General features: G+C 62.3%; 16 protein-coding genes. 12 read left to right on the plus strand and 4 right to left on the minus strand.

The features are described from left to right. Positions 1-3 precede the first annotated feature (3 nt). Positions 4-846 (plus strand): alpha/beta hydrolase, encoded by an 843-nt coding sequence (locus ACP7AD_RS03270; RefSeq protein WP_426144540.1) that lies wholly within the window; start codon positions 4-6, stop codon positions 844-846. A 7-nt stretch (positions 847-853) separates the two neighbouring features. Beyond that, positions 854-1,147, plus strand: a complete 294-nt coding sequence (locus tag ACP7AD_RS03275) for a hypothetical protein (protein ID WP_426165982.1) — start codon at positions 854-856, stop codon at positions 1,145-1,147. 679 nt (positions 1,148-1,826) lie between these two features. Here the strand turns inward: ACP7AD_RS03275 and ACP7AD_RS03280 are convergent. Then, complete coding sequence (locus ACP7AD_RS03280) at positions 1,827-2,660, minus strand: undecaprenyl-diphosphate phosphatase (RefSeq protein WP_426144539.1); 834 nt, start codon at positions 2,658-2,660, stop codon at positions 1,827-1,829. Positions 2,661-2,760: 100 nt separating this feature from the next. Between ACP7AD_RS03280 and ACP7AD_RS03285 the strand changes: the two genes are divergently transcribed. The 3 genes from ACP7AD_RS03285 (at position 2,761) to ACP7AD_RS03295 (ending at position 3,955) form a co-directional block, all read left to right on the plus strand. Next, positions 2,761-2,895 carry a hypothetical protein gene (locus ACP7AD_RS03285; RefSeq protein WP_426144538.1) on the plus strand — a complete coding sequence of 45 codons (135 nt, stop codon included), beginning with the start codon at positions 2,761-2,763 and terminating at the stop codon, positions 2,893-2,895. 22 nt (positions 2,896-2,917) lie between these two features. After that, positions 2,918-3,232, plus strand: a complete 315-nt coding sequence (locus ACP7AD_RS03290) for a DUF924 family protein (protein WP_426144537.1) — start codon at positions 2,918-2,920, stop codon at positions 3,230-3,232. A gap of 132 nt (positions 3,233-3,364) precedes the next feature. Next, positions 3,365-3,955, plus strand: coding sequence for a DUF3455 domain-containing protein (locus ACP7AD_RS03295; protein ID WP_426144536.1), 591 nt, complete (start codon positions 3,365-3,367; stop codon positions 3,953-3,955). Between the two features lie 142 nt (positions 3,956-4,097). Here the strand turns inward: ACP7AD_RS03295 and ACP7AD_RS03300 are convergent, their stop codons facing one another. Continuing rightward, on the minus strand, positions 4,098-4,595 hold the full coding sequence (locus ACP7AD_RS03300) for a hypothetical protein (protein ID WP_426144535.1): 498 nt from the start codon (positions 4,593-4,595) through the stop codon (positions 4,098-4,100). A gap of 136 nt (positions 4,596-4,731) precedes the next feature. Here ACP7AD_RS03300 and ACP7AD_RS03305 point away from each other — a divergent pair, with 136 nt between their 5' ends. The 4 genes from ACP7AD_RS03305 to ACP7AD_RS03320 all read left to right on the plus strand — a co-directional run bounded on the left by ACP7AD_RS03305 (position 4,732) and on the right by ACP7AD_RS03320 (position 8,265). Then, a complete protein-coding gene (locus tag ACP7AD_RS03305) occupies positions 4,732-6,597 on the plus strand; it encodes a glutamine--tRNA ligase/YqeY domain fusion protein (RefSeq protein ID WP_426144534.1) in 1,866 nt (621 codons plus the stop codon). Beyond that, complete coding sequence (locus tag ACP7AD_RS03310; protein WP_426144533.1) at positions 6,597-7,469, plus strand: GIY-YIG nuclease family protein; 873 nt, start codon at positions 6,597-6,599, stop codon at positions 7,467-7,469. The genes ACP7AD_RS03305 and ACP7AD_RS03310 overlap by 1 nt, the downstream gene beginning before the upstream one ends. Before the next feature lie 125 nt (positions 7,470-7,594). After that, positions 7,595-7,885 carry a nucleotidyltransferase family protein gene (locus ACP7AD_RS03315; RefSeq protein WP_426144532.1) on the plus strand — a complete coding sequence of 97 codons (291 nt, stop codon included), beginning with the start codon at positions 7,595-7,597 and terminating at the stop codon, positions 7,883-7,885. Further along, entirely contained in the window at positions 7,882-8,265 is a 384-nt protein-coding gene (locus tag ACP7AD_RS03320; protein ID WP_426144531.1) for a DUF86 domain-containing protein, read from the plus strand. Before ACP7AD_RS03315 ends, ACP7AD_RS03320 begins: the two co-directional genes overlap by 4 nt. Before the next feature lie 199 nt (positions 8,266-8,464). Here the strand turns inward: ACP7AD_RS03320 and ACP7AD_RS03325 are convergent, their stop codons facing one another. Continuing rightward, positions 8,465-9,172: an SOS response-associated peptidase gene (locus ACP7AD_RS03325; RefSeq protein WP_426144530.1), complete on the minus strand. Its 708-nt coding sequence runs from the start codon at positions 9,170-9,172 to the stop codon at positions 8,465-8,467. Between the two features lie 447 nt (positions 9,173-9,619). Here ACP7AD_RS03325 and ACP7AD_RS03330 point away from each other — a divergent pair, with 447 nt between their 5' ends. Next, positions 9,620-9,835 carry a hypothetical protein gene (locus ACP7AD_RS03330; RefSeq protein ID WP_426144529.1) on the plus strand — a complete coding sequence of 72 codons (216 nt, stop codon included), beginning with the start codon at positions 9,620-9,622 and terminating at the stop codon, positions 9,833-9,835. 41 nt (positions 9,836-9,876) lie between these two features. Here ACP7AD_RS03330 and ACP7AD_RS03335 read toward each other — a convergent pair whose 3' ends face one another. After that, a complete protein-coding gene (locus tag ACP7AD_RS03335) occupies positions 9,877-10,347 on the minus strand; it encodes a hypothetical protein (RefSeq protein WP_426144528.1) in 471 nt (156 codons plus the stop codon). Between the two features lie 169 nt (positions 10,348-10,516). Between ACP7AD_RS03335 and ACP7AD_RS03340 the strand changes: the two genes are divergently transcribed. Both ACP7AD_RS03340 and ACP7AD_RS03345 read left to right on the plus strand, forming a co-directional pair. Beyond that, positions 10,517-11,410 (plus strand): peptidoglycan DD-metalloendopeptidase family protein, encoded by an 894-nt coding sequence (locus ACP7AD_RS03340; RefSeq protein WP_426144527.1) that lies wholly within the window; start codon positions 10,517-10,519, stop codon positions 11,408-11,410. Positions 11,411-11,506: 96 nt separating this feature from the next. After that, entirely contained in the window at positions 11,507-12,115 is a 609-nt protein-coding gene (locus ACP7AD_RS03345; RefSeq protein ID WP_426144526.1) for a DUF938 domain-containing protein, read from the plus strand. Positions 12,116-12,137 lie beyond the last annotated feature (22 nt).

Raw genomic sequence — 12,137 nt, forward strand, 5'->3', positions numbered from 1 at the left:
TCAGTGCCCAAAAGCCCCAAGCCCCTCATCATTTTTTCCCATGGCAACAGCTTTCCGGCCAGCACCTACGGCGTGCTGTTCCAGAGCCTGAAGGCACGGGGTTTTCAAATCCAGGCGATTGAAAAATTCGGCCATGACCCGCGCTACCCGGTCACCAGCAACTGGCCCAACCTGGTGCAGCAACTGGCCGACTTTGCCAGCCACGAAGTCGAAAAGTCTGGCCAGCCGGCTTTTCTGGTCGGCCATTCGCTGGGCGGTTTTCTCAGCCTGATGTGCGCCGCCCGCCATCCCGAACTTGGCGGCCGCAAGGTGGGCGGCGTGCTGCTGATCGACTCGCCCGTGCTGGGCGGCTGGCGCGCCAAGGCGCTCAGCGTGGCCAAGCGGGCCAAGCTGGTCGGCTCGATCTCGCCCGGCGCCATCAGCCGCAAGCGCCGCCAGCAGTGGCTGGGCCGGGACGAGGTGCTGGCGCACTTTCGCAGCAAGAAAGCCTTTGCCCGCTGGGACGAGCAGGTGCTGCGCGACTACATCGACCACGGCACGCATGACGAAGGCGGCAGCGCGCAGGGCCAGCGTCTGCTGAGTTTTGACCGCGACGTGGAAACCGCGATCTACAACACCCTGCCCGACAATCTGGAAAGCCTGCTCAAAACGCATCCGCTGCAATGCCCGTCGGCCTTTATCGGCGGGCGCCAGTCGGTCGAGATGAAGCAGGTCGGCATGGCGATGACGCAAAAAATCACCCACGGCCGCATCATGATGCTCGACGGCAGCCACCTGTTTCCGATGGAAAAGCCGCTGGCCACGGCCGCCGCCATCGAGGCGGCGCTGCTGAACTTCGTGGGCTGAAGCTGGCTTGCGCGGCATTCTGCGTGCGCCAGGCCAGGCGCCCACGGTCTGCTACGGAATAGATAGCTGTAAAGCTTTACCCAACTTGCGGAAAGCCGGATTTTCTTATATTTTTTTAACTACCAACGCTTTTGATTTGATTGCTGCGTTTTCTGTTTCTGTTTTTGTTTTTGGGCTTGGGGCTTTGGGTAGCTTCTTCTGTGGATTGAGGGGTGAGCGCCTCCCCGGCGGGGGTAACTTTCTTTTCTGGCAAAAAAGAAACTCACGAAAGAAAGTTGCCTGGGGGTCGGGAGCGGGTTAGAGCTGAACGCTCTGACGGGCCATCGCTGCGCTCGGCCCTGGGCACCTGGATCTGAGGGCTGGTGGCGATGCCGGTCGCTGGCTGGTTCTACCGCTCGTTCACCAACAGCTTCACGCTCTGCTTGATCGTTTCTTTTGTGCCTCAAGCACTGCCGGCAGTTGCTTGCCTTTTTTACTCGGCCATGGCAGGCAGGATGGGAAAGGCTGACATCGAACAGTGAAAAGAACCATCGTGGTTCCGCAACTGCAGCCACAGCCACCGACCCCACCAGCCGACACACAGCAGGAGAGAAAGAAAAATGGTGCGGCCGCAATAAAAAGCGAAGCGCGCAGCGCAAGCCAGGCAGATCAAGCAGAGCGTGAAGCTGTTGGCGAACGAAGGGTAGAACCAGCCAGCCACAGGCATGGGCGATTGGCCGCCGATCAGAGAATCCAGGGCCAAGCGAAGCGATGGCCCGACAGAGCGCTCAGCTCTAACCCGCTCCATAAGCAACTTTCTTTGGTGACTTTCTTTTTTGCCAGAAAAGAAAGTTACCCCCCGCCGGGAAGGCGCTCACCCCTCAATCCACTGAAGAAGCAAGCAAAGTCAACGCATTCCAGCGCTTCGCCAAGCAAGGCCAACACCAAGGACCGATAAAGCCGTTGACCTGCGGCGAGGCAAGTAGTTACGAGTTTCTGGCTCAGCCCGACCAGTTCACCAGCCCGCTCCAGGCGGTGGCCAGCACCACGATGCCAAACGCAATGCGATACCAGGCAAACGGCACGAAGTCGTGGCTGGCGATGTAGCGCAGCAGCCAGCGAATGCACAGCCAGGCGCTCAGGAAGGAAAACAGCAGGCCGACGCCGAACATCGGCGCGTCGGCCATCGACAGCAGCGCGCGGTCCTTGAACAGGCTGTAGCCGCCCGCGCCGATCAGCGTCGGAATCGCCAGGTAGAACGAAAAATCGGTCGCCGCCTTGCGCGACAGGCCCAGCAGCATGCCGCCGATGATGGTCGATCCGCTGCGGCTGGTGCCCGGAATCATCGCCAGGCACTGCACCAGCCCGACCTTGAGCGCGTCCATCGTCGTCATCGACTCGACATCGTGGATGCGAACCACCGCCGGGTTGCGCTGCTGGCGCTTCTCGGCCCACAAAATGATGAAGCCGCCGACGATGAAGGCGCTGGCCACCACCACCGGCGTGAACAGATGCGCCTTGATGGCCTTCCCAAACAGCAGCCCCAGCACCACCGCCGGCAAAAAAGCCACCAAGACATTGAGCGCAAACTGCTGCGCCTGCTTTTCGTTCGGCAGCGCGATCAATGTGCTGCGGATTTTTTGCCAGTACACCAGGATCACCGCAAAAATGGCACCGGTCTGGATGGCAATGTCGAACACCTTGGCCTTGTCGTCGTCAAAACCCAGCAGCGCGCCGGCCAGGATCAGGTGACCGGTCGATGAAATGGGAAGGAATTCGGTCAGTCCCTCGACAATGCCCATGATGGCGGCTTTGATCAACAGTGCAATATCCACGCTGGCTCCATTCAAAATGGGCCTGATTATCGCTGCTGGCACCAAGCCCTGAGCACGCGCCATGGCCGGGCCACCTGGCCGCTGCTAAGCTTGCGGGACCATGACCCCACCACGCTGCGCGCCTGCACCGCAACCCGGCCTTGTCACCGACATCCTCGAATTCTGGCTGGGCGATGGCCTGGCGCTGGGCTGGCCGTCCGAGGACCTGAACCGGCGCTGGTTCCTGGGCCTTTGACGGCGACGCCCGGGCGCGGCAATTGACGCTGAACACCCTGGCGCAGCATGAAGACCGGCAACTGCCGTGGGTTGGCCGGCTGTTTTTGTACATGCCGCTGATGCACGCCGAAGACTTGGCCCTGCAGGACCAATGCGTGGCCTGCTTGGCGCAACTGGTGGCCGACGCGCCCGACACGCTCAAGCCCAAGCTGCAGGGCAACCTCGACTTTGCCATCCACCACCAGGCCATCATTGCCCGGTTCGGCCGTTTTCCGTACCGCAATGCGGTGCTGGGCCGCGCCAGCAGCACCGAGGAAATCGACTTCCTGCGCGATGGCCCGCGCTTCGGGCAATAAGTGCAAGTCACGCCACCGTTTTTACTTTACATGCTGGAAATGTCCCTCAGTGAGTCAGCGCAGCGTCCTACCGCCGGGCTTTGCGCCTTGCGGTTTACTGAAATGCGTAGCAACCACCACATGAGGAAACAGATGAAGAACGCACACACTCCCGTCGGCATGCGCAGCAAAAGCGCGGTACTGGCGCTGGCCTTCGTGACCAGCTCGGTCGCCCTGCTGGCTGGCTGCGCCGGTGTCAAGGCGCCGCCCAAGGAATACACCCAGGAACGGCTGGACGACCAGATCCAGGTGCCATCGGGCCATGTGGTGGCGCTGGAAACCACAGCGGTCGGCATCCTCAACTACGAATGCAAGGCCAACCCGGCCATGAACGGCGCCATTGGCTGGGTACTCGCCAGCCCGCAGGCTGACCTGATGGACCGCACCGGCAAGAACGTGGCCAAGTATTCCGGCCCGCCGGCCACCTGGACGCACATGGACGGCTCCAGCGTCGTCGGCACGCAGGTCGCCATTGCCCCACGCCCGGGCGCCACCAACCTGGCCTATCAGCTGTCCAAGGGCACGCCCGGCGCGGCGCCCGGCGCCATGCAGAACATCACCTACATCCAGCGCATCAAGACCAAGGGCGGACAGGACCTGAGCAAGGCTTGCACCCAGACCGACGTCGGCGACAAGCTGACGCTGCCCTACCAGGCTGACTACATTTTCTGGAAAGCGGCTTGATTACTTGCCAATGCAAGGGCATGTGATCACAACATGCCCTTCATAACGCCTCGACAGGCGTCAAAAAGCCCGCAGGCTTCAGGCCCTGCGGGCTTTTTATAGTGAAGGATTGGAAATAGCCGGATCAGCGGCGGTCGTCATATCAATCGCCTCGGTAGCCATCATGCCGGTCGCCGCGGTAGCCGTCGCGGCCGTCACGCTGGTAATAGACCTGACCATAATCCTGCCCGTAGCCGTTGCCGTTGCCCTGGACATAGTTGCCGCCATCATGGCGCCTGTGGTGGCCATGACGGCGCTCGTAGTAAATCGGCTGCGGCGCCAGGTACACCGGCGCCGGCCTCACGAACACAGGACGTGGCTCGTAGTAGCGCGGAGCGGGCTGCACATACACCGGCTGCGGCTGGTAGTAGCGCGGCGCTGGCTGAACGTAAACCGGCTGTGGCTGGACATAGATGGGCTGCGGGTACACCGAGCCCACGTTGCCCACATTCACCAACGCGCCCGGAATGCCGACCCCAACCGACCAGCTCACGTTGTCGCGCGCCTGGGCAGCGCCCACAAAGCCCATGGCGGCCACGGCCAGCGTGGCGGCGACGCCAGCCAGGATGGCAGAGCGATGGGTCCGGATGCTTGTCTTCATGATCTTCTCCTGAAATATTGGGCGCGAAATGCCCATGTACTGAATTAAACGCGCCACACCTCAAGCCGCCTACGGCATGCACAGTTAAGAAAGTTGCAAAACGTAACGCCAACAATCTACCCCATAGAATCAGGCAATGACCTCACCTGCCCCCTCCAAAGCCACCCCGCCTGCCCCTGCCGCCCTTGACAAAGAAGCCCACAAGCCCAGCAACTTCCTGCGCCAGATCATCGAAAAAGACCTGCTTGAGGGCACTTACGCCGCCCGCCGCTGGGGTGGCAGCCCGGGCGACGCCGCCCACCACGCCGCCGGCCCGCTGGATGCAGCCAAAGTGCGCCTGCGTTTTCCGCCCGAACCCAACGGCTACCTGCACGTCGGCCATGCCAAGAGCATTTGCCTGAACTTTGGCCTGGCGCGCGATTACGGCGGCGTGTGCCACCTGCGCTTTGACGACACCAATCCTGAAAAGGAAGACACCGAATACGTAGATTCCATTAAGGACGCCGTGCAGTGGCTGGGCTTTGACTGGCACAACGGCGACGAGTCGAATCTGTATCAGGCCAGCGACTATTTCGACTTCATGTACCGCGCCGCCGAATACCTGATTGAAGCGGGTTTTGCCTATGTCGATGAACAGACTGCCGACGAAATGCGATCGAATCGCGGCGACTTCGTCAAGCCCGGCACCGACAGCCCGTTTCGCAGCCGCACTCCGGCCGAAAACCTGGTCCGCTTTCGCGAAATGCGCGATGGCCAGTTGCCCGACGGCGCCGCCGTGCTGCGCGCCAAAATCGACATGGCCAGCCCCAACATCAACCTGCGCGACCCGGCCATCTACCGCATCCGCCGCGCCCACCACCACAACACCGGCGACAAGTGGTGCATCTACCCGATGTACACCTTTGCGCACCCGATCGAGGATGCGCTGGAGCAGATCACCCACAGCATCTGCACGCTCGAATTCGAGGATCAGCGCCCGTTCTACGACTGGCTACTTGACCGCCTGGCCGAAGGCGGCTTGATTGCCTCGCCGCACCCGCGCCAGTACGAATTTGCCCGCCTGAACCTGACTTATGTGCTGACCAGCAAGCGCAAGCTGGCGCAACTGGTGAATGAAAAGCGCGTCAACGGCTGGGACGACCCGCGCATGCCCACCATCGTCGGCCTGCGCCGGCGCGGCTACACGCCCGAAGCAATTCAGCTGTTCGCCGAACGCATCGGCGTGACCAAGAGCGACAGCTGGATTGACTACAGCACGCTGGAAGGCTGCCTGCGCGAAACCCTGGACGGCAGCGCCCCGCGCGCCATGGCCGTGCTCGACCCGGTCAAGCTCGTGCTGACCAACTGGGACGAGGTGATGGGCGAAGGCACGCTCGACGATTGCAGCGCGCCGATTCACCCGCACCACCCCGAGTTGGGCAAGCGCGAATTCAGGATCGGCAAGGAAGTCTGGATTGACCGCAGCGACTACGAGGAAACCCCGCCCAAGGGCTTTTTCCGCCTGTTCCCCGCGCACGTCAACGCCAGCGGCCAGTCCATTGCCGCCAGCAAGGTGCGCCTGAAATACGGCCACGTCATCGAATGCACCGGCGCTGTTAAAGACGCCGACGGCAAGGTCATTGAAGTGCAAGCCAAGCTGCTTCCCGACACCAAGAGCGGCACGCCGGGCTCAGATTCGGTCAAGGTGAAGGGCGTGATCACCTGGGTCGGCGTGGCCGATGCCGTGCCCGCCGAAGTGCGGCTGTACGAGCGCCTGTTCAGGGAAGCGCAGCCCGAAGGCGGCGGCGTGGACTTTTTGACGAACCTGAACGCCGACAGCCTGAAGGTGATGACCGCCTACGTCGAACCGTCACTGGCCAGCGGCGGCGCGATAGAAGCCAAGTCCGATGACAAGTTCCAGTTTGAGCGCCACGGGTATTTTGTGGCCGACCGGGTGGATCATGCGGCGGGGAAGCCGGTGTTTAACTTGGCGGTGGGGTTGAAGGATAGTTGGGGGAAGTGATGTTTCGTCCCCAGACCATCCAAATCTTTCTCCCCGCTGGCGATCCACGTGGCATACGCGTGGCCGAAATCACGACGCGCATTGTTCGCGTGATCGAAGTGCCGCGCAGCCAGCTGAGCGAGTTCATCAAAATGCCGGAAGCGCAGCAGGTGGGCGTGTATTTTTTGTTGGGCGAGTTGTCGGAAGCGGGTTTGCCGCGTGTGTACATCGGCCAGTCGGGCAGCGTCGGCGCCCGGCTGGTGCAGCACAACCAGAGCAAGGATTTCTGGAACCGGGTGCTGGTGGTGATCTCGCTCACCAACAGCATGACGCAAACGCATGCGCTGTTTCTGGAGTGGTTTGCGATTTCAGAGGCCACCAAGGCCGGGCGCTACAGCCTGGAGAACGGCAATGCCGGCGCACGGCCTCACACGCCCGCGCCGCTGGAGGCGGACTGCCACGAGATTCATGAAACCGCCGCCACCCTGCTGGCCACGCTGGGCCAGCCGATTTTTGAGCCGCTGACGAGCGCGCCCGCTTTTCCGGGCGAGAAGAAAGAGCTGTTCTATTGCAAGGGCTCGGGCGCCGATGGCGTGGGCGAGTACACAACCGAAGGCTTTGTGGTGCGCAAAGGGTCACGCGGGCGGGTGGAAAACGTGGCATCTATTCAGGGCACGTCGAATGAGCGTTTTCGCAATCAACTGATCACCGAGGGCATCATGGTCGAGCAGAACAACATGTTGGTTTTTACCCGTGACCATCTCTTCGCCAGCCCCAGCATGGCGGCCATGGCACTCATGGGCCGCTCGGCCAATGGCTGGGTGGAATGGAAAAATCCGCAGGGTAAGACGCTGGACGAGGTGAAGCGCCAGTCGGTAACCGTGATGAACTGATTTTGCTCTGTTTTCGATAGCTGCTTGCGACCGTCCAGTATGCGCAATAGCACACTTTCATTGAAAATCCGTACTTCCAGATTGCCCGAATTGCCAAACATTGCAACTGCCCATAAACTGCCCCCATGCGCCCGTCCGAAGCCCTGTCACTGCACCGCACACAAATCCGCGAGATTGCGCTTAGCCATCGCGTGAACAGTATTCGCGTGTTTGGCTCGGCACTGCGCGGGGACGATACGCCGGGCAGCGACCTCGACTTGCTGGTGGAACCTACCCCGCAAACCACGCTGATGGACATTGGCGCCATCCGCTTTAAACTGAAGAAACTGCTGGGCATTGAGGTGGATGTGCTCACCCCCAACGGTTTGCCAGCGAGTTTTCGTGAGCAGGTACTGCGCGAGGCCAGGCCCGTATGAGCCGCGCCGACCCGCAGCGCCTTGGTGATTGTTTGAGGCACATCCTTGAAGCGATTGACAACATTGAGAACTACACAGCGGGCATGGATCTGTCGGCTTTCATGGTGGACCGGAAAACTCAGGATGCGGTCATCCGAAATCTGGAAGTCGTTGGCGAGGCATGCAACAACGTTGCCAAAAATCATCCTGCTTTTGCGTCGTCGCATTCGTCTGTGCCATGGGGATTCGCTTATGAAATGCGCAACGCCCTGGCGCATGGATATTTTGCGGTTGACCTCGACATAGTTTGGCGAACCACTCAGCAAGACTTGCCAGGTTTACGCGTTCAGATCCAGCGGTTTGAGTCGCTGCACAGAATCCAAGGAACTGAGCGTGATTAAAGTGCTCACCGCAAGTCTGATTGATTCGTTCAAGCTGGAACTGAACTTTTCCGATCACACGCATGGCGGGAATTCGGAGTCAGCCTCCAATTAAATCGCAATCAAGCGCCTGGCTTTTTGAGCTCACGCAAGGACCCGCTCGGGCTGCACTGGCTATGACCAAGCAGCTCACGTAATCCCCGTCGGCCGCCCCAGCCGCTTATTGGCGGCTTTTCTCCACGGGGTTGGCGGTCAGCCAGTTGGCCGGATAGGCCCGCATGAACTCTCTAGCCTTCTCCGGGCGGGTGCTCAGCCAGGCGTCGGCGGCGCCCTCGTTCAGGATCACCAGCATGCGTTTTTCATTGCCGGGCTGCTGGTAGCGGCTCATCAAGGCGTGGCTGTTGGCGTTCACCGTGAGCAAGGTATAGCTGACGATGACTTCACCCTCAGCCCCGGTCCAGCTTTCCCACAAGCCCGCCACGCCCATGGGCTTGCCATCGACCCTGGCAATGCGGGTGGGCACGGCCTTGCCGCTGCGCCAGTCGTCTTCCATGAACGCCATCATCGGCACGATGCAGCGCTGCCCGGCCAGCCAGGCGTCGCGAAAGTTGCTGGACGTGGTCACGGTTTCCGAGCGGGCATTGACCAGCTTGGTCGAACGCAGTTTGGCGTCAGAAGCCGACTTGACCCAACGCGGCACCAGACCAAATTGGCCGGCCACCAGTTCACGGGCCGGCGCCTCGCGCGGGGGCTTGTCAGCGTCTGCGGCAGCTTCGGCCTCTTGGGCTTCCTGGGCTTGGGCCGCGCGGATAAAAACACCCGGTTGGCGCGGCCACACTTCGCGCCCCACGGTGAAAGCGGGAGCGGCCACATGGAAGGCATCGGGGTAAAGCAGGGCGCTGTGAACGCTTTCGTAATGGGTACTCATGCGGCGATGCTATCGCAATGCCGCTATCCGCCGCTGCGGGCGTTGCTGGAAAATTTGGGGTCAGGTTCCAGTCAATCCTCTACAAGAGGTGCCTTCGACCAAGCGCATCAGCGACGAGGTGCGCATTTCGCTGGAACGGGTCGGCCCCTGCTTCCTGTGGCCGCAGGATTTTTACCTGCTGCGACTTCCTGATCACGCTTGCTATTTTATTCATAGCTGCATGCGCCCGCTCTTATTGGGCAGAAGCACTTTTTTGGCTTCTTTGTTATTGATTTTTTCCTAACGGCACCGTGCGCCACCGGCTCGGCGCCTGCAGGGCTGTCGGTACAACCGGCTGCGCCAGCCGCCGTGCAGAACCCGTCCTTGGCCGACATACTTTTGCGCGCCCTTCACGCAGAATGTTTGTTGAGGCCCTGAGCCTTTGCTTCACTTCTTAAGGAAATTGCCATGTCCCAGTTCGCCATGATCACCGGTGACGTCACCTATACCCCGGGTGACGGTGTGCCCATTGGAATCCCCCGCGTCCGGGTGGAGGTGGAACTGGCGCCCGACAGCGCCACGCTGAGCTGGGAAGCCGCCGAGGGCATCGCCGGCCTGACCGCCATTCCGCGCATCCAGTTCGACGACTATGTGCGCGACGGCAAGATCACCATGACGACGTAACAAGCCAGCCAACCAAAGCCGGCGGCGCCGGGCAACAGGCTTCAGCGCTGCCCGCGCTTTTGCTGGATTTCCATGGAACTCGGCGAAGCCCGTCTTTGGCGCACGGCCGCCGCCAGCCTTGGTGCGCACAGCAGCCACAGCATGCCCAGCCCCAGCAGTCCGCCCTGCGCCAAGTTGTAGTCAGCGGCCAATTGCTGCCACGACGCGCCGGCCAGCAGCCGGCCGAAGGCAACTTCAAAGCCGATCATCAACGTCAGCCACAGCACGCCGACGGCCCACTGGGCGCGTGGACTGGCAGCCCTGAGCCATGGGCTGCCGAACCAAGCAATCAGGCCGATCAGCACGCAGCCGGTGACGGTGCCAATCTGCCGCGCGGTGAAGTCGCCAACCAGCGGCGCAACGGCCAGCGTGCGAATGGTGCCGTTGACAACCTCGGCCACGATGATGAGCGCCAGCAAGGCCAGCGCGCGCAGCGCAAGCGGCAGGGTCGATGGATGGCGGTTGTTGTTCATGGGCGAGGCGTTTCGGCGTCAGGTGCAGAAAAATTCCTTTAATGGTACGGCCTGAGCATGATTTGAAAAGCACGCCGGGCATCCCGCCTGTCCGGGCGCAGCGCCTGCGAACAGGTCAATGAACAAAGCCATAATGAAACTTGAGCCTCCTTTTTTATCCCTTACAGCCATGCCTACTTATCACTCCGACCGCATTCCCCCACAGCTGAACCGCCGCGCTGCCCTGCTGGGCGCCGCCGGCCTGCTGGCGCTGCCTGCGTCGCAGCTTGCGGCAGCCGCGACGCCGCCGGCGCCCGATGTCTGGCCGAACGCCTTTCAGGTTCCCGGCGGCGTGGCGCGGCTGTCGCTGGGTCCGGCGGCGGCGCGTCCGGTGGCGCATGCGGGCGACGTGCCGCTCCTGGTGCTGGGCGATGTGATCGAATGGACGGCGCTGGTCGGCATTGCCTTGTCCGCCGCGCCTGGCCGGGCAAGCATCACGGTCAAAACCACCGAGGACAGCGGCCCGCGCCAGGTCGGCTACACCGTAGCGCCCAAGCGCTACACCGAGCAGCGCCTGAAGGTGGCGCCGGGCACGGTGGACCTGTCGCCCGAGAACGAGGCCAGGTACGAACGCGAGCGCGCACACCAGGCCAAGGTGATGGCGACTTTCAGCGAACCCTTGCCACAGGCCGGCACCTTGCAAATGCGCGTGCCGGTGCCGGGACGGCGCTCCAGTTCCTTCGGGCTGCGGCGCGTGTTCAATGGCCAGGCGCGCAATCCGCACAGCGGCATGGACATCGCAGCCAGCACGGGCACGGCCATCGTGGCGCCGCTGCCCGGCTGCGTCATCGACACCGGCGACTATTTTTTCAATGGCAACACCGTGTGGCTGGACCACGGCGGCGGACTGCTGAGCATGTATTGCCACCTGAACGACATTGGCGTGGCCACCGGCGATGTGCTGAAAACCGGCGAACGCCTGGGCACGGTGGGCGCCACGGGCCGCGTGACCGGGCCGCACCTGCACTGGGGCGTGATGCTGAACCGGGCCATGGTGGACCCGGCGCTGTTTCTTCCAGCCTGAGCCTGCAGCGCTCTGTTTTTCATAGCTGCTTGCGCACGCCCATCAAGCGCAAGAGCCGCTTTTGACCCTTAACCCAGAGTTTGAAGCATCTTGACCATGCCCGCACCCGGCTTCAGCCTTGCTGCCGACCGCAACAAGCAATCCATCCTGGCGGTGCTTCGCGATGTGCTGCCCGACGCTGGCAGCGCGCTGGAAATCGCCTCGGGCACGGGCCAGCATATCGTCTGGTTTGGGGCCGGCCTGCCGCGCTGGACGTGGCAGCCCACCGACATGCAGCCCGCCGCGCTGGACAGCATTGCCGCGCGGGTGGCGCAGCACGGACTGGCGAATGTCCTGCCGCCCTTGCGGCTAAATGTGATGGCGTCGCGCTGGCTGCCTGACGATGCGCGGTTTGACGCCATCGTCTGCACCAACATGCTGCACATCGCGCCGTGGGCCACCTGCGCCGCCCTGATGCAGGGCAGCGCGCGTCACCTGGCGGTCGGCGGCGCGCTGATCACCTACGGCCCTTACCTGGAGGACGGCGTTCCCACCGCTGAAGGCAACCTGGCGTTTGACCAGAGCCTGCGCGCGCAGGATGCCGCCTGGGGACTGCGCCGCCGCGAAGACGTGGAACGCGAAGCGGCGCGGGCCGGCTTGCGGCTGGCGGCCCGGCATGCGATGCCGGCCAACAACCTGCTGCTGGTGTGGACCCGGGCGCTGTGATGCTGTCGGTCGCTGCAAAGTC

Origin of the sequence: Polaromonas sp. DSP2-3-2b2, assembly GCF_049895905.1 — a bacterium.
Taxonomy (GTDB): Bacteria; Pseudomonadota; Gammaproteobacteria; order Burkholderiales; family Burkholderiaceae_C; genus Polaromonas.